Below are 21,300 nucleotides of genomic sequence, written 5' to 3'. Positions count from 1 at the left end.
TAGGTGAGTCACTGCCGGACTTCGGATGGGGTACGACGGCACACCAACATGTGGTGTCCACCGCTCTGGAACTCGTAGTCGACCTTGACGACTCGGCCTGCAATGCTTCGGGCCCTCAGGTCGGCGAGCAGATCGGCGAGTCGCGGATAGGGTGTCGACGATCCCACGGCCACCAGCGGGAAGATTCGTAGCTCGCCGCGGGTGACTCGCATAAGCTCAGTGATCGCGTTGACGTGGAAGGTGTGATCGAGTCGGTCGGAATAGCTGAACAGCAGGTGGGAGCTGAGCACCAGATCGAAGCTGGCATCTGCGAACGGCAACGAGGGCAGCCGCCCGGCGACGTAGTGGTGCGGGTGTTGGCGAATATGGGCAGCGAATTGCTGGGCGGCTTGTTGCCGGGCGCGCTGGTGTTCGTCGGGGTCAGCGAAGAACGTCCACTCGTACTGCTCCGGATGTGCGCGGACGTATCGGTTGCCGCGATCCGTCTCGGTCGCTGCAATGATGGCGAGGTCGTCGGCTCCGCGCCCGAAATAGGCCACGTCGCAAGCGGTCACATCGCCGCCGAGACCGCTCACCTGGCTGGTGAACCCGGCGGCACCGCCGGGGCAGTCCAGGATCCGCAGCGCAAGGTCGCCGTCGGTGAGGTTGAACATGGCTCGGTATTCGTCGAACGAGCGGGAACTGATCAGCATCTCGCCGATGCCGGTGGTGCGAACAGGATCGTCGTTGAAGGTCACAGGGTGGTCCTCTCGATACGAGGCCACCTCAGCGCATCAACCGGGATGAATGCCCGTCATACAGGCGAGGATCGTCGGCCGCACGAGAGGCGGCCGGAAAACACAGTTCAAGGCCGCTGGGAAAGCGGCCACCAGAGCTGCGCGAAGGTCATCACCGGCCAATTAGAGCACATTGATCACCGGTCATGGGGATGGGTCGGGACAGCAACGTGTCGTGATTACCCACTGCCACGTCGAACGGTTCGCAGCAGCGAGCTGCTAACCCGAGCGAATGTGAGTCGGGCATCGAAGATCGATTGTTCTTCGGCAAAATCGGCCGATAATCATTGCCCCGATGTCTCGACGAACCAGTACCGACCCCTATTCGACCTCACCAGTCCGGAACCCCAAGACCCGCTACCGGCCGCATCAGGCGCCGAGTACGCCGACTACCGAGGTGTGGTGACGTCGCGGCTCCAGGTCGCTGGCGCCTTGACATTGGATGGACCTCCGCCATGCGACAGCACATCGAGCAGATGCCAGCGCCTCGTCGTCAACGCTCACCAGACGGCCACCGCTGATCCGGCAGTGGCCACGCTCGAACATCCCGCCCCGCCGCGAAAAACATCGCGCGCCTGCCCGAGCTGCGGGCACGAGCCCGCTACCCGATTGGAAGCGGCTCACCAGCGCGCCGACCTGGCCGTTTCCTGGCTGTATCTCGACTCGGAGGTCCCCGGCGTGATCATCGCCCGACATCATTGCCGCAGTTGCCAACCCGAAGAACCCGCCGTCGACGTCGCCTGCACCGTCTGCGGCGACGGACCCATCCTCGTGGGAGAACTCGCCATCGGTGCCGCTACCAATAGCGCACCGCTCGAACCGGTCCAGCGTTGGCTGACCGAACAGGGGTGGCAAATGGAACCGACGCTGTTGTGCCCCGACCACGCCTGATCGGGCACATCCCGGCTGCCGGAAACGTCCGAGCAGTGCGCCCAGTCTCACGAGATGACCTAGGGATCTCTCCGCCACGACGGGAAGGTGCAAGGTAGTCAAATGAATCCAGTTGCGGAAATGATCCTGGCGGGGCCGCGGGGTCGACGTTTTTGCCTTGAAATTGCCAAGGATCTGGACTCGGACATTTCAACCGCCGTCTTCCAACTCTCGCACGGCGTCGAAGTAGTGAGCGGTTCATCCGGGGGCCGGTTGATCCCGACCACTGAGGGCGGCACCGATCCCTTCCCTGTTTCGTCACTGGAGCAGCTCTCGGCCGCCGTTGTGTCTGTCGATCTCGCCGACCTCGACACCGGCCGGATTCAGGCGGCCTTGGAGCGGTCGGTGGATTCCGCCAGGTATTGGCAGGAGCCCGACGGTGCAGACGTGGTCGCGGGCCACCCGATCATCGGGGCTGCCCTCTCACGCCTCGCGGAACACCTCGCGTCGTCGTCGATCATGGCGTGGTTCGCGGAGCCTCGCCGGACCGAGCAGTGGGCTATCGTTTGGCGATCGGCCAACGCCTGGGCACCACTGCCGAAGGATCCGCAACGAACCCTCAGGCAGTGGGCGGCCGACGTGCGCACGGAGGAAGAACAGGCCGCGCGTGAACGCCCGCGCGATCCCCATGCCGATTGGACCGGAACCTGGTGGTCAATCCCGCTCGGACTCATCAAGACTGTCGGCCGCCTTCCTGCTGAGCTGAGCCTCGTGGAAGACGGGTTCGGGTGGCAGCAAGCGACAGCGATACCGGTCCGCGGGAGAGGCCGGACTTTCGAGGTCCGCTCGGAAGAGGAATGGATGCTGCTGTGCCGTTCCTTTCCACTCGAGGTCACCGCGTCCCGACGGCATGACTGGTTCCGCGCCACGGGCCGCGACGGCCGGTGGGTTATCCCCGATTGGGAGCGTGTCGCAAGTGAGTGGGACGCCGTGCACCTCACGCCTTTGTGCTATCTCAGCAGTGCGACGCGGGCCCTTCAGGTCGATACCGAGACTGCCTCGGTCATCGCCGGCTGGGACCCCGGCAGCACCATCTGGCTAACCGCTGTCGCATGCGAAGGGGACGGACCGCGGCAGGATTGGCACCTCGACAGCAACAGCGACACTTGGATTTTGACGCCATAGAAGCATCCTGTCGCCATTCGCTGCAGGGGTGGTCGGCCAACCCAATACGGCCCTCGAGCACTCATGCCCCGTCAACAGTGATGGTGGCGTTTCGCGGAGACTCAGATATACCGGTGTTCGGAGGGTTTCAATACCTGACTGTCCCATTTTCGCGCAAGTGCGAGAACAGGCTGTCGAGTTCCGGGCGGCGGCTCGCCCGGAACACCTTCGAGGACATACCGCAACCCTGACTCAAGGTCTTGGCCAACCGCCTTTGATGCCGAGCTCACGCAGCCGCCAAACATCCCGGCGGTACTCGGTGTCCCAACTACTCGCCTGACGCGACGTTCGGCGTCGCTCGCGCACCGTCCTCGGTAGCTGTTCGGGTACCAGCGGGCTTTGTGTGCTCACAGTCGTACCTCTCGGCCGGTGAACCAGCCCGCCTCCTCCAGCGCCTTGCGGGCGTCCTCGGCGCTCAGGTGCCCGTAGACGGCGCCGGTGGTGGTGGTGATGTCGGCGTGGCCGTGCAGCTTGGAGACCATCTCGATCGGCACACCGTCACGCAGCATCCGGGTGGCCGCGGTGTGGCGGCACCAATGCGGATCGAAGTCGATCCCGGTACGTCGGCGCAGCCGTTTGACCAGTTCGCAGACGGCCATGTAGGTCAGCGGGTGGCCATGCGGTCGGCCCACAGGTTCACGAAGACGTAGTCGGAGTCCAGATCGCCGTACTCCGAGTGAAGGTAGTCGGCACAGAGCCAGACCAGCTCCGCGCTGACCGGCACCGTCCGCGGGCTGCGTGGCTTGGAGCGGGCACCGTTGTCGTTGACCCGGCGCTGGACCGTGATCTGGGACTCGGGTGCGGCGACGTCCTCATGCCGCAGGCCCAGCGCCTCCCCGATCCGCATCCTGGTGTCGAACAGCACGGCGAAAAGGAACCGGTCCCGCAGATGGTCACAGGCTTCGAGGATGGTCTGCACCTCGGCGACGGTGAGCACGCGAGGGAGCTTGCGCGCTGCGTGCTCAACGCGATGGCCCGCCGCGGCTGCGAATATCCCTTGCTGATGTGGTGCAAGAACGGCTTCCAGCCCGAGCCCCGGCCTCCGGCCGGCTGCCACGTCCTCAGCAGCTCCCCGAGATCGATGCCGTGGCGCGCGGCCTCCTGGTAGAACGCGCTGAGCGCGGAGAGCTTCCGACTGACCGTCGCCTCGGTGCAGTGGTGCTCCACCGACGGCAGAACGGGACTGTCCCGTCGCGCAGCCGCGGCGGGCGGCGCAGCCAGGCGACGAACTCGACGACGTTCTCAATCGCACCTCACGCCAATCCAGGCCGCGGGCACCGAGGAACACGAACCAGTCCTTCAAATCATGGGCATAGGCCTTGACCGTGTTCGGAGACCGCTCGATCTGGGTCAAGTACGCCAGATACCGCTCGATCGGAGCCACCAAGGCACCGTCATCGCCCAGCGTCCACGACGCCACGCCGTCGACCGGGGAGACCACCCGTTGAACAAACATCACAGGTACCTCGTCACGACCACGTCGGCTTGCAGGAAGGGCGTCTAATACGCAACGGTGAAGTGGCGCAACCCCGAATCAGGATTCTCGATCTCATCCATGGCGGCAATGGCGAGGTCTTCGGCCGATATCCGTGATTCTCCGTTGACGTCGATGAGGATTCGGTTTGTTCCTCGGCGGTAGGCGCCTGTGCGTCTGCCGGGCCCGAAGAGCGCAGGCGGGCTCAGGTAGGCCCAGTCCGCGGGATGGGTGGCGCAGGCGCTGAACTGGTCAACGCTGGCCTGCGCAATGGCTCGCCACTGTCGCGGGACGAAGCGCGCGGTCGTCGATGACGAGTTGGTCGGCGTCGGGGCTTTTCAGTGGGCCGGCACCACCGATCACGACGACGCGACGGCCGAAGTAGGCGAAGCTCGGGGGCCAGATCACCCTCGACGGTATCCGCGCAGCGCAGTGGTACGCCCCGCTGGGCCTCGCGGACAGCCCGGTTGGCATGGCTGGCTACTCGGGTGGAGGCATGGCCACAGCGATGGCCGCGGCGATCGCCCCGACGTATGCGCCGGACCTCGAGCTGACCGGCAGCGCCTACGGCGGTGTCCCGATGAACATCAGCGATATGGCCAAGGGGCTCGGAGAGTCGGCCCATCCGGCATTCGGGTTGGCGATGGCCGCCGCGCTCGGTCTCGAACGCGAGTACCCGAACCGGATGCCGCTCACGAGCCAGCTCAACGAGACCGGGTGGCAGCTGCGCGACCAGATCGCGAACGCCTGCACCAACGAGATCCTGCTGTACGGCGCAGGCCGAAGCCTGGGTGACGTCGCCGATCCCGCCATCGGTAGTGCCCTACTCGACAGCCCGACAGTGCAGGCGGTCCTCGCCGACAACAGCGTCGAGAAGGTTCCCTCAGTGCCGAATGCGCCCGTGTACGAATGGCATTCCCCCACCGACGTACTAATCCCGGTCGATGCGATCACCAACACGATGCGCCGCTACTGCGCCGCCGGAGTGACAGTGCAGTCCGAACTGGTCCCGAGCCCTGACCATCTCTCGGCGGCCGTGATCGGTCTTCCCGGCGCCCTGGGCTTCCTCGAAGCGCGTTTCGCGGGCGCCGAACCCATGTCGAACTGCTGATCCATCCCTTCGGCCAGCGCGGCCCGGCACCGGCACGGTGCCGGGCCGCGAACGGGCAGGGTCGGAGACGTTCACCGATCGCCAACGACTCTGGTGCGCATGGACTGCCCCGTCGCTGGCGAACAGGAAGACCTTCGCCGAGTGCACGGTCAGGTCAGGGGACGATCACGTCTGTCGTGACCGGGATGCTCGGGTGGTCGGTCCGCATGGTGAGCCGAACTCGTCCCGGGCCAGTATCGACATTCACGTACATCGGGTGGGTGCTCGTGTTGGCCGCGGGTACGTAGCGACTGACTGTGCCGCTCTGACCGGTGTCGAGGTTCTGCCAATCGATGATCGCAGTCACGTCGCAAGCCAGGGTCGTCGACGCCCATTCGCCCAGTGGTGAGAAGCCCTGCGAAATACGCAGTTCGACGGAGTGGACAGCACCCGGCGCGGAGGAGTACTCCCACAGTGGGCCGTCGAACGCATTGCCGGATGCACTCAGCATGCCAGCGCAGATGCCGTTTCCAAGTGTCCACACCGGCGCCATTCCGACATCTGTCATCGCGCACGTTCGGGGTCCTACGTTCGACCACCCGAGTTGGCAAGGATCGGCGGCGCTGGCCACGCCTGGCGCCGCAACTACCATGGCGGCGCCCATGAGCCCGGCCGCCGCGGCTGAAGCAATTCGATGTGAAGTTCTCATTGCCGCAGCATCGCACGATATGCCGTACTCATCACGGCGGAGGCGCGCAGGGTGGATGCAGCGGCGCACCTCCAATCGACGGCAAGTCGGCGTCGTGAACACCCCGGTGTCCCATACGGTTTCCGCGGTTGACCTGGACGATTCTCATCGCCACTGGTCGGGACGAACCAGGTTCGTAGCGTGACGGGACAGCCCGACACCTCAGCAGGAGAACCTCACCATGATCGACCACGCTCCCTCGCCTCGAAGCGAGGTTTGGAACGTTGACCCGCCCGGAATCCGGTTCACCGGGCTCCGCTGGAACGCAACCGATGCCGGCCAAGTAGTCGCTGGTCCAGGTCTCGCGCGCATCGTCAGCGACGAGATGCGCGTGCGGAACGCGGCCACCGCGCGATCGGCAACTGACGCCGTGGCGGGGGTGCTCTGATGGCCGGGCCCGTGAAGAAGAAGTCGAAAGACGGGATCGTGTCCCGGATCGTGTTCTTCGTGGTCGTGATCGATGTCCTCCTCGGTGTGATCCAGTACCTGACCGGTGGGATCAAGTTCGGTGAGGACGGCTGGTTCAGCAACTATCGCGACAAGGTGAGCGGCATCGTCGAAGACGGCAGCGGTCAGGTCGCCGACAAGATCGAATCAGTAACCGACGGGGTCGGCGGGCAGATCGGGGACCAGGTCCCCGACAAGTACCGCCCCACGGAGACGCCCGAGACGGGTGGTGGACGGTGAAGATCATCAAGTACGCCGTCATCGGCATCGTCGTCCTCGGCGTGTTCCGCGGCTACGTGAACTGGGCCGACACCGAAGGCGTCGACTCCTCGAATGTCATCAGGGTGTTCGAGACGTCGGTCAACACCATCGCCGACCTCACCTACCGATGGATCCCCGTGGTCATCAACACGGTTACGGGCGGCGGAAGCACCGACGGCGGACAAACACCCGCGGCCGATGCCGCAGCCCTGTTCGGAGGTGGTTCTGCATGGTGATGGGGCCAACGCACGCGATGTCAGGAGCTGCCGTCGGGTTTGCGGCCGCCGCGATCATGCCAACCGATTGGGGTGGACCGACGTCGCTCGCGGAGACACTCGCATGGGCCGGAGTGTGTGCCGGCGCAGCACTGCTCCCGGATCTCGACCATCCACAGTCGACGGTCGCGCGGTCATTCGGTGTGGCCTCCCAGATCGCATCGGAGGGCATCAATGCTGGCTCGTCGGCGTTCTACGGGTTGACCAGGACAGTGAAGGACGGTGCGCGCGACGGCGGCCATCGAACCCTCACGCACACACTCGGGTTCGCGATCCTTCTCGGCGTCGGTGTCTCCGCGCTGGTGGCCGCGTTCGGGAGGCCCGCGATCATCGGGACGCTGTTCTTCACGCTCGGGCTCGCGATCCGCGGGTTGGCCGGGAGCCACCGGATGGAGGCTCCCCTTCTTGCTAGGCGGCGTACCAGCAGCCGACGGTTGCGAAAGTTGGTTCAACACAACAGCAGAGCGAAAAGGGGAGCCTCGCTCGGGGCTGGTGCTCGGCCGGCCGACTCAGCGATGACCGATTCGACGATCTCCTGCACCGCATCGCCGTCGGGTCGTTCACCGTTCTCGGTCGCTTCGATGACGCGGTTTTCGATCTGGGTGAGCATCGTGACGTCGTCGACGCCGTTCTCGCGGGCTGCGCGCAGTGCCTTCTCGGCGACGTCGAGCTCGGTCGCGTCGACACCGGTCCGGGAGGCGACCTCGTGGTCGTCGATGGTGTTGATGGCGGTCACGGGTTTCCTCCTGGATGGCCGATGGTTGGGCGCACGGTATCCAGGAGGTCCTCCGGTAACGCTGCGACGCGTGCTTAGTGCGTGTACCGCCGCCTGAGTGCGCCGCGGGGAACGTAGGGCTTCGTTTCAGCGAAGCTGGTGATGACCGCGGTCAGCCAGGCGGCCACAGCGTCTGGTCCTGTCTCGACTCCCCAACCCTTGTCTTCGGGGGTCACGACCGCACAGCTGCACACCATCCCTTCCTCGAACTCGTCAGGGACGAATCCGTAGATGCTGCCGAATGGGTCGTATGACGTTTCGGCGTACATGAGGTGACCGGGTGTCGGGACCTGGATGATTCCGTCGGCGATCGCTCGCTCGAAGAGCTCAAACTCGACGGATTCACGCCATGGATCGATGCCGAACTCGTCAGCCCACAACCACTCGGTGTCGCGACTGTACGGAGCATGCGCCAGGTCGCCCGTCATCCAGCCTCGCGCCCAGTCTTCGACGCCGTCAGTCAGCGCGAACGTCCACGTTGGGCGCGAGTGGTACTGCCGCCGCGTGACGTCCCAGCGGTGCCGTCGATGAGCCTCGTACACCGCCGCGTGCGACTCAACGTCGGTTACTACAGCGACTGGTTCTGCGGCGACTGGTTCTGCCGCGCGTTGAGCAGCGCGTCGACGCCAGTATCGCAATCCGATTGCTACCAGCCGAATACACAGCCACAGGATCACCATCAAGACCAACAGCGATGCCATCGGCGCCACTCCCTCCCCTGGACCCGTCCACGTCCTCCACGGGCTGACGGGCCCGCCTGGGAATTGTCTCCCACACGCCATCTCCGCTCGCCCAGCCGCTGGCGTGGGCAGCTTGGGACTACCCCTGGCGCCCGGGCCGGGCTACGACGCCGCACGTTCCTGGCTGTGGACCCGGTACCCCGCCGACTCGAACTCACCTGCGACGGTGGGTCGAGCTCCCGGCGCGGCAGTGGAGTTGATGAGGGCGACCCAGTCGCCGTCATCGTCCAGGACGAGGCTGCCGTCCTCGTGGGCCGCCCACACGTCCACGAGGATCCCGAAGGGCGTGACTATCGCCGCACCGTACTCGTGCGCCTTTCCGTCGTCCCCGACGATCGGCGGATCGAGCCGGTACAGCCCCGTATCCGACGCGGTATCGACGACGACGGCGGTCGAGGTCAGCGTTGCGATACCCATGGTGGCCTCCTGGGGCGTTTCAGATGAGGTGAGTTCCCCGTCGTGAATGCATCCAACACTACGGACCGAATCGCATGAATGTTTCAGTGCTAGAACGTGTTACAACTTGCCTGACGCTGCGGATGGACTGATTCGCGGCGCCGTGGTGCGCTCCCTTCCTGCCTGCAGGATTGTGGACAGCAGCGACGGCGACGAATGGGCACCCAGCAGCGGCCGCCAGCACCTCCCGAATGGCGTCACCTACGCGGTACTACGCAACGGTGTAGTGGGCCGCGCGGACCGGCTGCGGGTTGTCCCCGTATGCGCGGGAGAGCATCTCGTGCCGCCACGACGTGTCCGCCGGGATGTACACACCATCAGCGCGGGCCTGGTGCGCCGGGATCCCGAGACTGTCGACGAGCCGCTGCCGCTCGACGGGCGGAATGGTGCCGTCCCTGCCTCGCCGCGCCTTCGGCACGGTGATCCGCATGCCGCCGTCGCGATCCCGCAGCACCGAGTAGTGGTTGCGAGTCCGAGCGACCAGCGCCGCTCGGAGCCGGTACTGCACGTCCGCGGTGTCGTTCAGGTCCGTGGTGCGGTCAGAGTTCGCGTCGCCCATCCCCGCCCGCTCGAACGTCGTCGGCCACGCCACCCAGTTGCCCTCAGCATCCCGCGGCGGCTTCACCGATGGGGTGCTGATCGGATCCCCACTCCGCGCCTTCTCGAACAGCCCCTGCACGTGGTCACCCTGCCGCTGATTCCGGAGCTTCTGGATCCGCGAGTAGTTCATCCGCTCGAGCGGCACCTTCGATAGGTCGATCGCCGCGTCGGAGGTTCGCTCGCGACGGCGATCGGACAGCGAGACACCCGGCCGGAGCCCGGTATCGCCGGTGTAGGTGACGCCGTACGCGGTGGCCATCGTCTGGAGCGACGATGCGATGTGATCGCACCGGCCGGTACGTGCGTATGTGCTGCAGGTGCAGCGCATCCCGTTGCCGCCCGCTTCCTTGAGCGGCGACGCGACGTCGATACCGGACTCGTCGCGCCAGATCGTTGCCTGACCGGTCACCGTCGCGTCGGGGTAGCGGAAGCTCAGCGACGGGGACGCGATCTTGCCGCCCTCGATGACGGCGCGGACATCCTGAGCGGGTGGCACATTCGCGATTCCCCGGTGCCCGCGAGTCGGTATTCGCGCTGCGTCATCAGGTTCGAGCGGGCCGTCGCGAACCGGGAGGTTCGAGCCCTGCTGCGCGGGCGGCGCGCGCTTCCGCACGCTACATCGCCTGCGTGGCCAGGTCGTTCATCCCTTCGTCGACCGCTTCCGACCCGGGGACGGGGCACCTGTGCGATGAGGTCATCGACGCCCAGCGGCCGCAGGTTGGGCACTGCTGCTGAACCTGCGCGTCGGAGGCGTCAGCATCGTTCTCCCAGTGGTACTCGTCGTTCGTTTCCCCATGCCCGCGGCGCATGACGGTCCGGGAGATCGCGCCTCCGATTTCGGGGCTGGCGAGGATCTGCTCGGCTTCGGTCTTCGACACGGGGTCATCGCTTCGATGCGGGGTTCGAGCCGCTGTTGGCCACGGACCGGTCCCGTGACCGCGACTGGCACGCCTTCCATCGCGCGTTCGGATTCGCCACGCCGATCTTGTCCGGTCGCAGGCTCATCGAGTCGCTGTGATCGGTCGACGTCCAGATCGCGTATTCGACGACCCGCCCCGAGCAGTTCGCCCGCGCCACGTGGAATGGGCTCGACCGCCACCACCGTCCTCTAGGGCCGATCCAGTTCCGGCAATTCATCAAGGACGGGTCGCGCCCCGCTGATCAGGTGAAGGTTCGGCACTGGCGGGGTTGGCATGACACCTACGACCTCGACCACCGGCTCGTCGCGTGGTTCGACGACAGCCAGGCGGCCAGCAATCTGCTGCGCGCGAATGGTTGTCCGGCGTGGAACCCGAAGGAGCCCCTCAAGCGGGTTCGTGCAGCCGATGGCACCCCGGAGGCCGTCGCATCGGTGCTCGAGGAGGGTTCGATCAATTAGGCGGTCCTCGAGGAACGGGAGCTGACCGCGCGGGGCCCGTGGTTAGAGCAGGAAGACCTCTGGCAGGCGAAACGGAAGGTGTGGTTCCAGGAGCACCAGGCGCGGATGCGTGAACGCAATCGCTGGCACCGCTGAACCGAGCCGCGAGCACGGAAGTGGCCCCAGCCCCAATTTCCTGCAGCTGGGAATTGGGGCCGCCCACCGCGCAGGAGCTACAGCCCCCAGGTGTGTCGACCGAGAACTCGGAATTCGTAGTAGAGGGTGTTGGCGCGGGTGGCGATGTACCCGCACAGGCCGAAGGTCAACCCCACGTCTAACGGGTTGGGGAGGTCGAGCAGCAGGCTCACTGCGCCGAGGGCGACTCCCACGACGAACAGGGTCACGGCCTTGCGCCACATCCCCAGGTGCATCATGTAGAACACGCCGAAGAAGAACGCGAACCCATTGAATGTCAAGATATTTCGCTGCCGGTACGACAACGCCTTGAGCGCCTCTCGATATGCGCGATTCGGCTTGAGCAGCCCCTGCCACCCGTGCTCGTGGAAGAACTGGAACCGCAGCCGCCACTTGTCGTCCAGGTCGGTCAGATCACCGAGCTCCACGACTTCCGGATTGACGCCAGACATCGACATCCCCACCCCTTGATTGATTCTCCCCGACAGCGTTCAACTGCCGGCTCATCGTTCCCCAGCCAGCCACCGATAGCCAATCCAGCACCACGCACGGGTCCCTGGGATCCGCAGTTCGATCGCAGCCGACGACGATGCGGCCAACTGTGCCGTTCCACATCCACGCAACACTGCCGAGCCGTGGTCCGACCGAATCGAGCTGATGACGTCCGCGGCATAGCCTTTCACAGCGTCCTCGAACCGATTGAACGTGACCAGCAAGCCTTCGGATCCGCGCTCGTCGCCGGACATCACCGCGTAGCCCTGGGCGGTCTTGCGAACACCCCGATAGCCGCGGAAATACCCGCCAGCGCTCCTCAGGGATTCGGTGACCACGTACCCGTCACCGGAGAACACAGCATCGGTCCACTGTTCCCCCAATAATGCAGGCAACACCACACGCAAGTGCTCGACCACCTCGATGAACTCCGCAACCTCCGCATCGGTCAGCGCTCCCTCACCTAACCAGTTGTTTTCCTCTGCTACGGCATGCGGGCGCCTCATAGTGTCCTCTCCCGTGATGTGTGAAACCCGACCGTACTTCGTGGTGCCGGCAGTCGCGGCTGGTGGACGACGACGTAGGTCATGTCGGCGGTAGATCTGCCTGGGGTCGTGACGGGACCCAGTGGGCTACCGCGACAGTCGGGCGTCGTCGATCAGCGTGGTTCGAACGAACCACACGACGCGTTCGGTCACATCGAAGTCGTAGGTTCCGCCGACCTGCAGTCGGTCGGTGACGGTCCGGTTCGGTGATCGCAGTCCACCGCAGGACGTTTTGACCAGCGTGTCCCGTCGCACCCCTGGGGGTTCGTTGATGGCGTCGATCGTGCACCCGGTGCGGGTCGCAGGCTCCTCGGTCGCGGTGGTACTGAGGGCAGCACCACCGCCGAGAGCGGTCACGGCGATGACCATCGTGGTGAAGAACTGATGCCGGCCGATCCACTGCGCCACGGTCCTCACTTCGGAAGCACCTCCTGCCACTGCTGTTGCCGGTGTTCGAGGGTCGACTGTGGCGTGGACCGGGTGATGATCCGGGTGGTCGAGCCGTTGACGGTGTTGATGAGCAGGTCGAAGTCGTACACGCCGCCGATGGTCAGACTGCCGATGATCGCGCCCTTCTGCGGGGTCGACAGAGTCCCGCAGGTCGTGCCGATCTTCGCCGATTCCTTACCGCGGACCCAACCGGGTTTCCGGATCGAGAGCACTTCGCAGCCTTCGACGTGCCCGGTGCTGGAGCTCCGGTCGGTGGTGAGCACGAGACCGGCGATCAACAGCGGCGCCGGCACAGCGATCATGGCGGCCGCGCAGATCATCGCGATCCGTGAGCCCCCGGCACTCCACATGCCGTGACTTTCGGGCAACTCCCCCACCTGCACTTCCAGATTCTTGACCCCTGGGCACGTCCTCGACCCCGGAGCGCACTCCCCGAGACCAATCGTAGCCGCCAGAATCCGGCAGACCGGACACCTGTGGTGATTCTGCGACCGTGCTCGATTGCTGCCGCTGATGGCCGTCGCGGAGCTGAATTGCTCAGTATGAGAACCGCTTTCCGCGGTTTCGTGTGCCGCGGCTTCGGATCGGGTTCGGCGAACTGACCGCATGCGACGGCCAGTATCAGGGGCGCGCCGACTTCGCGAGGAACGTCACTCGCGCCAGGCGCAGGGGCAGAGGAAGTCGTCACACGGGTCGCCGACCTCGCTGCCGTACCGGGCCAGGCCCTGGACAGGAGCGAGCACCTCTGCGGCCGCGTGGCCCTCGAGTAGCGGCGCCTCGTCCGCCATGCGGATCCCCCACCCTGTCGGCTCGTCATCGAAGTCGAATCGGCGCCTATCGGCTATGAACAGCGTCCAAAGCGGATGATCCGGGAAGCAGTTGAACCGGAGAACCCACCACCGCCCGTCGACGAACGCCGCGTAGGGAAAGAAGGTGTGCCCGGTCCTGCGCCACTGGGGAAGCGCCCCCAACACTTCTGCCAACATCAGTGGACTCCTCCCCTACCGATCGCCGGTCAGGGCGATTCCGATACAGGCGTCGAGTGTCTCACTCCGGAGCCGGGAGTTTGGATCGCTCCGGCTGTGTGGGAGCTCACTGTCGGGCGAGTTCGTCGGCTTGCCAACGCAATAGGCGGCGCCGTACGTGCATTGGGTCGGCGAGACCGCCCCTACATATCGGCGTGGAGAACCCCGGCGTTACTGTGGCGCGGCGGCGCAGCCCGCCCTCAGGCAAGCATCCAATATCGGCCTGTCGCAGCCGGTTCCGAGGTTGATAGCCTCGGTCGGAGGTTGATGCAGACCGTGTGGTCTGACTCTGCCACCGCGCTGCGTGTGCAGGTGGACCCTCCCAGCCATTCGTGATGCACCCGTGTCGGGGCGCGGTGCAGCGCGTGCTGGGCCAACGATGAAAGACGAGGAATGCTCCCCCAATCCACGCCCTCCCGTGCCCGACGAATCGGTGTTGCTGCAGCGGCTGCGGCCGCGGTCGCCCTGACGGTCACCCCGCAGGCGGCTGCAAGCCCGGTCGTCTACCCTGCCGCCCTCGCTGACAGCTTCTACAGCAGCCCCGGTGACCTCGAGTCCCGCCATCCGGGTGACGTGCTCGACTCCCGCGTGGTGCCTGCTCCGGCCGGGTTCATCGACACCACCGCGGTGCAGCTGAAGTTCCGGTCGACGAACTCGCAGGGCGACCCCATCACCGCGGTGACCACCGTGCTGTCGCCGCGCGACGCCGCCCCCGGGCGTCCGTTGTTGTCGTTCCAGCACATCGTGAATGCGCTCGGGCTCGAGTGTGCGCCGTCGCAGGCGCTCTACACCTCGGATCCGAACCTGATGATCCGGGAAGCACCGGGCTTGAATGTGGCGCTGCAGAAGGGGTGGTCGGTGGCGATCCCCGACCATCTGGGTCCGACGAGCGCGTACGGCGCCGCCCGCCTCGGTGGCCAGATCACGCTCGACGGGATCCGCGCCGCCCAGAACCACACCGCGCTCGAGCTGAAGGGAAGCCCGGTCGGGATGGCCGGCTACTCCGGCGGCGGGATGGCGACTGCGATGGCCGCGGCGCTCGCCGGGGCGTACGCGCCCGAGTTGAAGCTCGCGGGCAGCGCCTACGGTGGTGCGCCGCTGAACATCGGCAAGATGGCCACTGCGCTCGGCGAGAATCCTCATCCGGCGTTCGGGCTCGCGATGGCCGCCGCGCTCGGCCTCGAGCGCGAGTACCCCAACGCGATGCCGGTCACCAGCCAGCTCAACCAGGCGGGGCTCGAGCTGCGGGACCGGATCGTGAACGCCTGCACGAACGAGATCATCGCCTCCGGCGCTGGCAAGAGCGTGCGCGAGTTATCCAGCAGCGCGGAACTGCTCGGATCTGCACCCGTGCAGGCGGTCCTCGACCACAACAGTGTCGAACACACCGCATCGGTGCCGAACGCCCCCGTCTTCGAATGGCACGCCGGACAGGACGCACTGATCCCGGTCGACTCGATCACCACCACCATGCGCCGCTACTGCGACGCCGGGGTGCCGGTCCAATCCAAGACGGTGTGGAGCCCAGACCACCTGTCCGCGGCGGTCCTCGGTCTCCCCGACGCCTGCAGTTCCTCGAAGACCGCTTCGCGGGCACACCGACCACCACCACCTGCTGACCAGATCCTCGGGAGAAACCATGAGCGTGAAGAACATTCGAACCAGGTGGCGACGAGCTGCGCTGACTGTCAGCGCAGCAGCCGTCGCGATGGCTTCCCTGCTGGGCGTCTCCGTTCCCGCCGCAACAGCAGCACCCGTCGCCCACCGGGCACCCGCGGGCGGCTACGAAGAGGTCTTCGTGAACTCGAGCATGGGCCCGATCAAGGTGCAGATCCAGTGGGCCGCACGCGGCGGCAACGCAGCCCTGTACCTGCTCGACGGCCTCCGCGCTCGCAACGACCGCAACGGCTGGTCCTTCGAGACCAACGCGCTCGACCAGTTCCGCAACGACAACCTCACCCTGGTGATGCCGGTCGGCGGCGAGTCCAGCTTCTACTCGGACTGGTACGCGCCCAGCAACTTCAACGGCCAGCAGATCACCTACAAGTGGGAGACGTTCCTGACGCGGGAACTGCCCGACTATCTCGCGACCCGAGGTGTGTCGCGGACCAACAACGGCGTCCTTGGGCTGTCGATGGGCGGCTCGGCCGCGCTCACACTGGCCGGATGGCACCGCGACCAGTTCAAGTTCGCCGGATCGCTCTCGGGATACCTGCACATCTCCGCGCCTGGCATGCGTTCGGCGATCCGCGTCGCGATGCTCGACGCCGGCCGCTACAACGTCGACTCGATGTGGGGACCTCCGTGGAGCCCGGAGTGGATGCGCAACGACCCGTTCGTGTCCGCAGAGCAACTGCGGGGACTGTCGCTGTACATCTCCGCGGCCAGCGGCCTACCTGGCGTGTACGACCATCCCGATACACCGATCTCATCTTTCAATACCGCGACCGCGATGGGCCTCGAGGCGATCTCGCTGATCAACACCCGCGCCTTCCAGGTCCGGTTGAACACCCTCGGCATCCCGGCCACCTACAACTTCCCCGCCAACGGCACCCACGCGTGGTCCTACTGGTCGGCCGAACTGTGGCAGGCCCGCGGCCAGATCCTGAACACCCTGGGCGCCTGGTGACGGCACTCGTTCCTGTCAGAGGTGCGTACTACCGTCGCACACGACGCTGACCAGGCGAGACATTCCCACGAAGGACGGATACATGGCACTGCCCACCCTCACCCCCGAACAGCGCGCCCTGGCGCTCGAGAAGGCCGTCGCCTCCCGCCGCGCACGAGCCGCGCTGCGCGAGGAACTCAAGACCGGCAAGGCAACCTTCGCTGAGGTCCTCGGCCGCGCTGGCACCGACGAGACCGTAAGCCGCGCCAAGGTCTTCTACATCCTCGAATCGCTGCCGAAGATCGGGAAGGCCACCGCCCTCGAGATCATCACCGACCTCGGCATCTCCGAGACCCGCCGGATGGGTGGCCTGGGTGCGAACCAGCGCGCCGGACTCCTCGAACGGCTCAGCTGACCCGACAGCCTGAAGGGGGCCTGCGAGCAAAATTGCTCGCAGGCCCTTCGTGCATCACGATCGGACCTCTCACGAGACGAGCCCTCCGGAAGGTACTGCACCGCACCGGATTCGGTCCGAACAGCTACAACTCCTCGCTCGTGCCCCTGACGTGCACCCGCCAGTTCGGCCGTCAGCTCTGCAGACGACAAGGCTGCACTGTTCGACGCCACGCGCCCCGATCCGGAAACGTTGCACGACATCGCAATCCGCCCGTCAGATAAGAACTTCATCGCACCGAGTGCCGGTCTCGCCTCCCGCGCCAGCCAAAAAGATACCCAGTATCCGATTTTGCGGATTCCTGTGACGGTGAGTTACGAGATCGGATAGCGTACGCGATGTCGACCAGAATGTGATCTACGGCACGTGCAGATGTGACCAGTCCTTGCTACACGCCCCACTTCGTGGAGGAAATGCAATGAAAAGCAGGTCATCACGCTCAGTTTTGCGGGCAGGTGCGGCTGTCGCCCTTGCTGCCGCGGTGACATTCGCCAGCGGTGGGATAGCGTCGGCCGGAACAGGTTCCACGGGGACGGGAGGTACTGGGCCGTCATTGACGCCCCTAACCTTCGACGGCTGGTCGTCCTGTCCAACCGCAGATCCCGACGTCGGTACCTGCGCGACGATCGTCACTCGCGGAGGCGAGATGAACATCGGCAGCCTATCCGTCCCGATCCCTGACGGCAGCCTCAAGATCGCGGGCGGCGTCAAGTACGAGCTGCTGCCCAGCGGCGACTTCAAGGATGTGTTCGTCCCACAAGCAGGAACGAACTACGGCGTGCTGTCGACACCCATCACCATCCCTGGTGGTGTCTTCGGAGTCGACACTCCGCTCGGCGCGACACAGGTCAAAGCGCAGGTCGAGGCCGTCGGGCTGCCCTCCGTTGACGTCCTCGACGCCAAGGTCAGCCTGCCTGTCCGCATGAAGCTGTCCAACTCGCTCCTCGGCGACAACTGCTACATCGGCTCGGCCAGCAAGCCGATCACCTTCAATCTCACGACCTCGGGAAATCCGCCGTCTCAGCCGATCGGCTCCGTCCCCGGCGCGGTGTTCCCGAACGTCGCGCATACCGACAACAGCTTCTCAGTTCCGGCGGCCAGCGGCTGCGGTTTCCTGGGCAGCTTGAACTGGGTCGTCAATCTTCGGGCCGACACTCCCTCTGCAGCCGGGAAGAACTCACTGACCACGCTCAGTGACATCTACACGGCCGCGGCCTGGATGGTGGCGTAGCCGGACGGCCGTCCCGGTCGGCACGCCATTGAAGGCAGTTCCACTCACGTGGGCTGCCGGATGAAACACATCAACTGTCTGACAGAAACATGAAGGGGAAGACCATGACTTCGTCCCGTTTCGTCTCTCGCTCCATGGCAGTCGCTGCGTCCACTGCCGCTTTCGCACTCGCATTCACCGGGCTCGCTTCCGCGGCCACCACCATCACGCCCGCTGGCGGCACCGTCACTGCGACCAACGTCGACACCAGCGTCACCCCCAACGTGAACGTTCCCATGGTCTTCACGACCACCGGCGGGGTCGTGCTGCGATGCACCAGCGTCACGGGTACCGGTACCATCCCCACCTCGCCCGGAAACACGAACACGGGCACCGGCGGCGTCAATGTGAACATCGCGTCCGTCGGGTTGAGCGGCTGCTCCCTGCAAGGCCGCCCGGCAACGGTCGCGACGTCCGGCGCATGGACCCTGAACGGGAACAACGATTCCGGCTCGCCGAAGGGGACGATCACGATCCCGAACGGTGGGGTCGTGGTCACCTCGGGCGCGTGTTCGATCACGGTCAACGCGACGACCACGCCGCCGCTCCCGTACTCCAACGGCCCCGCCTACAAGGCGACGGCGACGGGTGCGGGCCCGATCAACTTCACGTCCAATGGCGGTACGACATTCTGCCCCGCCGCTGGTCCGGGCACGGCGACCATGGACGGTGCCCTGTTCTTCCCCGGCGTCACCATCATGTAGGCATCGACGCGTGAACGTTCGGCGGGCCTGTCGCGTGGAAGGCCCGCCAAACCTCGGTTCCACCATAGGTATTCGACGCACACCCCTACAAGTAATCCAGGAATGACATGACCATTCGCAAGATCAGATCCAAGGCCCTCCCCGTCGCGGCAATCGCCGCAACCCTCGCGGTCCTCGGGGGTGGAATCGCCTCCGCGCAAGACGGAGGGTCAGCCGCAAGTTCGGGATCGGAGGGAAGCTCGGGCAGCTCCAGCGGTTCGGAGTCGTCGGGAGGGTCCGGGAACTCGAGCAGTTCGGGGTCATCGGGCACCCCGGTCTCCGGCTCACTGGGCAGCCTCAGCACCAGCTCACTCGGCTCCTCCGGTAACCCAGCGTCAGAACCCCTCACCTTCGACGGGTGGGGAAAATGCCCGGTCGCCGGTGACGACATCGGCACCTGCGTGACCGTCGTCGTCCGCGGCGGCGAAATGCAGATCGGCGGACTGAAAGTACCGGTCCCCGACGGCAGCCTCAAGATCGCGGGCGGCGTGACCTACGTCGAGGACGGAAACGACTGGAAGGATGTCTTCATCCCGGAGCCCGGCACCAACTTCGGTGTCACATCAACCCCCATCACCGTGCCCGGCGGTGCACTCGGCATCGACACGCCGCTGAACCTCACCCAGATTCAATCGACAGTCGAAGCCGTCGGCATGCCGTCCGTCGACGTACTGGACGCCGCCGTGTCCATGCCGGTGCGGCTCAAGCTCGAGAACCCACTCCTCGGCAACAAGTGCTACCTCGGATCGGAATCCAACCCGATCACCCTCAACCTCAAGACCACCGGGAACCCGCCGTCCGAACCGATCGGCGGCGGCACCCCAGGAGCCGTGTTCCGGGCGGTACCGCACACCGACACCACATTCGCGGTGCCCGCAGCGACCGGCTGCGGCCCCCTGGGATCGCTCAACTGGGCGGTGAACCTGCGCGCCAGCACCCCGTCGGCGAGCGGACACAATTCCCTGGCCACCACCAGCGACGTCTACAACGTAGCTGGATTCGAGGTCACACCCCGCCAATAGAAGCACGATTGCCCTGACGGGATCCTGCAGGGGACCGCGCGAGAACCGTCAAGGCGCCGGACCCCCCGAACGACTCGGCTAGCCTCCGCAGCAGGAAGGGGCCTGCGAGCAAAAATTTGAACTGGTCCCCGATTGTTGGACTGGCTAAGTGAAAGCCTAGGCGGCGAGGGCCTGGGCCCGATATTGCACCGGGCTCAGGCCCTCGAGCTTTGTCGAGATCCGTTCGGTGTTGTACCAGTGGATGTAGTCGTCCAGGGCGGTGGCCAGGGCGTCGATGTCGAGGTATCGGGTGTGGTGGAAGAGTTCTTCTTTGAGGTGGCCGAAGAAGTTCTCCATCACCGCGTTGTCGTAACAGTTCGCCTTGCGGGACATCGATTGTGTCGCACCGGCATCGGCGAGTAGCTGCCGCCACGACGAGTGCTGATATTGGAATCCCTGATCGGAGTGCACCAGCAGGTTCTTCCCGTCGTCGACGGTCGCGAGGGCCGATCGCAGGGAGCTGTTGGTCAGCTCCAGACTCGGTGACGGCCCGAGCGAGTAGGCGATGATCTAGCGGTCGAACAGATCCATAATCGGCGACAGATACAGCTTCCGGTCACCGACCCCGAACTCGGTCACATCAGTGACCCACTTGCGGTTCGGGGCGTCGGCGGTGAAATCACGTTCGAGCAGATTCGCCGCGACCGCCCCGACCCGACCCTGGTAGGAGGTGTATCGGCGCTTGCGGCGGACCCTGCAGACCAGGCCGAGTGTGCGCATCAACGCGAGCACGGTCTTCTTCGCCACCCGCCAGCCGGCCCCGACCAGCACCTGGTGGATGCGGCGGTGCCCGTAGCGGCCGCGGCAGTGTTCGAACGCGTCGGTGATCGCGGCCTTCAGCTCGGCGTTCGGGTCCGGGGCGTGCCGGCGCGCCTGCTGGTAGAAGAACGTCGACCGGGCCAGCCCGGCCACGTCGAGGAACACATCGAGACGGTGCTCGGCCTTGAGGGAGACGACGGCATCGACCCTCACCGTCGTTGCTGCGCCCTCAAAGCCCGCAATTTTCCCAGGTAGGCGACCTGCGCCCGCAGCACCTCGTTCTCCCGGCGCAGCTGTTCGAGCTCGCTGACCTCACCCGGCTCGGCACCCGCCGGCTTCGGAGGACGACCCAGCTGTCTCGGACGCAGCCCGTCCTCGCCTTCGTTGCGGTACGTGCGCGCCCACGTCTCGATCAGTTTCGGCGAGGACAGGTCGAACTCCCTCGCCAAGGCGACTTTCGTCTCGCCCGCAAGGAACCGGCGCACTACCTCGAGTTTGAACTCGAACGAGTACGACCGTCTGTCCGGACGCTTGGCCACCAGCGCTCCTCTGCCTCGAACCCGCCACCGGTCATACAAGCGATCGATCGCCGAGTGGCTCGCACC

General features: G+C 65.6%; 25 protein-coding genes and 4 pseudogenes. 13 read left to right on the top strand and 16 right to left on the bottom strand.

Annotation, left to right across the window (positions count from 1 at the left end; genetic code table 11):
- Window positions 1-8: 8 nt before the first annotated feature.
- A complete protein-coding gene (locus HUN07_RS13955) occupies window positions 9-737 on the bottom strand; it encodes a methyltransferase domain-containing protein (protein WP_441346767.1) in 729 nt (242 codons plus the stop codon).
- A gap of 567 nt (window positions 738-1,304) precedes the next feature.
- Between HUN07_RS13955 and HUN07_RS13950 the strand changes: the two genes are divergently transcribed.
- Entirely contained in the window at window positions 1,305-1,667 is a 363-nt protein-coding gene (locus HUN07_RS13950; RefSeq protein WP_174910349.1) for a Hin recombinase, read from the top strand.
- A 102-nt stretch (window positions 1,668-1,769) separates the two neighbouring features.
- Complete coding sequence (locus HUN07_RS13945; protein ID WP_174910347.1) at window positions 1,770-2,831, top strand: hypothetical protein; 1,062 nt, start codon at window positions 1,770-1,772, stop codon at window positions 2,829-2,831.
- Window positions 2,832-3,217: 386 nt separating this feature from the next.
- On the opposite strand, the pseudogene HUN07_RS13940 reads toward HUN07_RS13945, so the two are convergent.
- Window positions 3,218-4,326: pseudogene (locus HUN07_RS13940) on the bottom strand (site-specific integrase).
- Window positions 4,327-4,729: 403 nt separating this feature from the next.
- Here HUN07_RS13940 and HUN07_RS13935 point away from each other — a divergent pair.
- A pseudogene (locus tag HUN07_RS13935) lies at window positions 4,730-5,455 on the top strand (lipase family protein); the annotation flags it as partial.
- A 154-nt stretch (window positions 5,456-5,609) separates the two neighbouring features.
- Here the strand turns inward: HUN07_RS13935 and HUN07_RS13930 are convergent.
- On the bottom strand, window positions 5,610-5,987 hold the full coding sequence (locus HUN07_RS13930) for a hypothetical protein (protein WP_254622504.1): 378 nt from the start codon (window positions 5,985-5,987) through the stop codon (window positions 5,610-5,612).
- 582 nt (window positions 5,988-6,569) lie between these two features.
- On the opposite strand from HUN07_RS13930, the gene HUN07_RS13925 reads away from it, so the two are divergent.
- The 3 genes and pseudogenes from HUN07_RS13925 to HUN07_RS26965 form a co-directional block, all read left to right on the top strand.
- Window positions 6,570-6,869 carry a hypothetical protein gene (locus tag HUN07_RS13925; RefSeq protein WP_174910344.1) on the top strand — a complete coding sequence of 100 codons (300 nt, stop codon included), beginning with the start codon at window positions 6,570-6,572 and terminating at the stop codon, window positions 6,867-6,869.
- Window positions 6,866-7,126, top strand: coding sequence for a hypothetical protein (locus HUN07_RS13920; RefSeq protein ID WP_114722419.1), 261 nt, complete (start codon window positions 6,866-6,868; stop codon window positions 7,124-7,126). Before HUN07_RS13925 ends, HUN07_RS13920 begins: the two co-directional genes overlap by 4 nt.
- Window positions 7,120-7,575: pseudogene (locus HUN07_RS26965) on the top strand (metal-dependent hydrolase); the annotation flags it as partial. The gene HUN07_RS13920 and the pseudogene HUN07_RS26965, both read left to right, overlap by 7 nt.
- Before the next feature lie 38 nt (window positions 7,576-7,613).
- Here the strand turns inward: HUN07_RS26965 and HUN07_RS26960 are convergent.
- The 5 genes from HUN07_RS26960 to HUN07_RS13895 all read right to left on the bottom strand — a co-directional run bounded on the left by HUN07_RS26960 (window position 7,614) and on the right by HUN07_RS13895 (window position 10,614).
- Entirely contained in the window at window positions 7,614-7,901 is a 288-nt protein-coding gene (locus HUN07_RS26960) for a hypothetical protein (RefSeq protein ID WP_254623061.1), read from the bottom strand.
- A 74-nt stretch (window positions 7,902-7,975) separates the two neighbouring features.
- Window positions 7,976-8,641, bottom strand: coding sequence for a hypothetical protein (locus tag HUN07_RS13910; protein ID WP_174910340.1), 666 nt, complete (start codon window positions 8,639-8,641; stop codon window positions 7,976-7,978).
- 141 nt (window positions 8,642-8,782) lie between these two features.
- On the bottom strand, window positions 8,783-9,097 hold the full coding sequence (locus HUN07_RS13905; RefSeq protein WP_114722416.1) for a hypothetical protein: 315 nt from the start codon (window positions 9,095-9,097) through the stop codon (window positions 8,783-8,785).
- Window positions 9,098-9,347: 250 nt separating this feature from the next.
- Window positions 9,348-10,232 (bottom strand): hypothetical protein, encoded by an 885-nt coding sequence (locus HUN07_RS13900; protein ID WP_174910338.1) that lies wholly within the window; start codon window positions 10,230-10,232, stop codon window positions 9,348-9,350.
- 118 nt (window positions 10,233-10,350) lie between these two features.
- Window positions 10,351-10,614, bottom strand: coding sequence for a hypothetical protein (locus tag HUN07_RS13895; RefSeq protein ID WP_114722414.1), 264 nt, complete (start codon window positions 10,612-10,614; stop codon window positions 10,351-10,353).
- Between the two features lie 287 nt (window positions 10,615-10,901).
- Here HUN07_RS13895 and HUN07_RS13890 point away from each other — a divergent pair, with 287 nt between their 5' ends.
- Entirely contained in the window at window positions 10,902-11,114 is a 213-nt protein-coding gene (locus tag HUN07_RS13890; RefSeq protein WP_174910336.1) for a hypothetical protein, read from the top strand.
- A 212-nt stretch (window positions 11,115-11,326) separates the two neighbouring features.
- Here the strand turns inward: HUN07_RS13890 and HUN07_RS13885 are convergent, their stop codons facing one another.
- The 5 genes from HUN07_RS13885 to HUN07_RS13865 form a co-directional block, all read right to left on the bottom strand.
- The gene (locus tag HUN07_RS13885; RefSeq protein WP_174910334.1) at window positions 11,327-11,746 is read right to left on the bottom strand and encodes a DUF2628 domain-containing protein; all 420 of its coding nucleotides are present in this window, start codon (window positions 11,744-11,746) and stop codon (window positions 11,327-11,329) included.
- A gap of 45 nt (window positions 11,747-11,791) precedes the next feature.
- Window positions 11,792-12,286 (bottom strand): hypothetical protein, encoded by a 495-nt coding sequence (locus tag HUN07_RS13880; protein ID WP_174910332.1) that lies wholly within the window; start codon window positions 12,284-12,286, stop codon window positions 11,792-11,794.
- A 126-nt stretch (window positions 12,287-12,412) separates the two neighbouring features.
- The gene (locus HUN07_RS13875) at window positions 12,413-12,742 is read right to left on the bottom strand and encodes a hypothetical protein (protein ID WP_174910330.1); all 330 of its coding nucleotides are present in this window, start codon (window positions 12,740-12,742) and stop codon (window positions 12,413-12,415) included.
- Window positions 12,739-13,125 (bottom strand): hypothetical protein, encoded by a 387-nt coding sequence (locus HUN07_RS13870; RefSeq protein WP_174910328.1) that lies wholly within the window; start codon window positions 13,123-13,125, stop codon window positions 12,739-12,741. The genes HUN07_RS13875 and HUN07_RS13870 overlap by 4 nt, the downstream gene beginning before the upstream one ends.
- A gap of 300 nt (window positions 13,126-13,425) precedes the next feature.
- Window positions 13,426-13,761 (bottom strand): hypothetical protein, encoded by a 336-nt coding sequence (locus HUN07_RS13865; protein ID WP_174910326.1) that lies wholly within the window; start codon window positions 13,759-13,761, stop codon window positions 13,426-13,428.
- A 432-nt stretch (window positions 13,762-14,193) separates the two neighbouring features.
- Between HUN07_RS13865 and HUN07_RS27605 the strand changes: the two are divergent.
- The 6 genes and pseudogenes from HUN07_RS27605 (at window position 14,194) to HUN07_RS13835 (ending at window position 19,897) form a co-directional block, all read left to right on the top strand.
- Window positions 14,194-15,419: pseudogene (locus tag HUN07_RS27605) on the top strand (lipase family protein).
- Window positions 15,420-15,439: 20 nt separating this feature from the next.
- Window positions 15,440-16,429: an alpha/beta hydrolase gene (locus HUN07_RS13855; protein ID WP_174910324.1), complete on the top strand. Its 990-nt coding sequence runs from the start codon at window positions 15,440-15,442 to the stop codon at window positions 16,427-16,429.
- An 82-nt stretch (window positions 16,430-16,511) separates the two neighbouring features.
- Window positions 16,512-16,823 (top strand): integration host factor, actinobacterial type, encoded by a 312-nt coding sequence (gene mihF / locus HUN07_RS13850; RefSeq protein ID WP_174910322.1) that lies wholly within the window; start codon window positions 16,512-16,514, stop codon window positions 16,821-16,823.
- Between the two features lie 685 nt (window positions 16,824-17,508).
- The gene (locus HUN07_RS13845) at window positions 17,509-18,093 is read left to right on the top strand and encodes a hypothetical protein (RefSeq protein WP_254622503.1); all 585 of its coding nucleotides are present in this window, start codon (window positions 17,509-17,511) and stop codon (window positions 18,091-18,093) included.
- Window positions 18,094-18,227: 134 nt separating this feature from the next.
- Complete coding sequence (locus tag HUN07_RS13840; protein ID WP_174910318.1) at window positions 18,228-18,836, top strand: hypothetical protein; 609 nt, start codon at window positions 18,228-18,230, stop codon at window positions 18,834-18,836.
- 440 nt (window positions 18,837-19,276) lie between these two features.
- Window positions 19,277-19,897 (top strand): hypothetical protein, encoded by a 621-nt coding sequence (locus HUN07_RS13835; RefSeq protein WP_254622502.1) that lies wholly within the window; start codon window positions 19,277-19,279, stop codon window positions 19,895-19,897.
- Window positions 19,898-20,053: 156 nt separating this feature from the next.
- Here HUN07_RS13835 and HUN07_RS26640 read toward each other — a convergent pair whose 3' ends face one another.
- Genes HUN07_RS26640 through HUN07_RS26630 form a run of 3 tightly spaced genes read right to left on the bottom strand, consistent with a single transcriptional unit; the run spans window position 20,054 to window position 21,234 of the window.
- The gene (locus HUN07_RS26640) at window positions 20,054-20,392 is read right to left on the bottom strand and encodes a transposase (protein WP_368077051.1); all 339 of its coding nucleotides are present in this window, start codon (window positions 20,390-20,392) and stop codon (window positions 20,054-20,056) included.
- A 54-nt stretch (window positions 20,393-20,446) separates the two neighbouring features.
- Entirely contained in the window at window positions 20,447-20,908 is a 462-nt protein-coding gene (locus HUN07_RS26635) for an IS3 family transposase (RefSeq protein ID WP_217487128.1), read from the bottom strand.
- Window positions 20,905-21,234, bottom strand: a complete 330-nt coding sequence (locus tag HUN07_RS26630) for a helix-turn-helix domain-containing protein (RefSeq protein WP_217487127.1) — start codon at window positions 21,232-21,234, stop codon at window positions 20,905-20,907. Before HUN07_RS26630 ends, HUN07_RS26635 begins: the two co-directional genes overlap by 4 nt.
- Between the last annotated feature and the right edge of the window lie 66 nt (window positions 21,235-21,300).

Origin of the sequence: Rhodococcus sp. W8901, assembly GCF_013348805.1 — a bacterium.
Classification (GTDB): Bacteria; Actinomycetota; Actinomycetes; order Mycobacteriales; family Mycobacteriaceae; genus Prescottella.
Note: the sequence above shows the minus strand (reverse complement) of the source record. Positions and strands in the feature narration are given on the sequence as shown.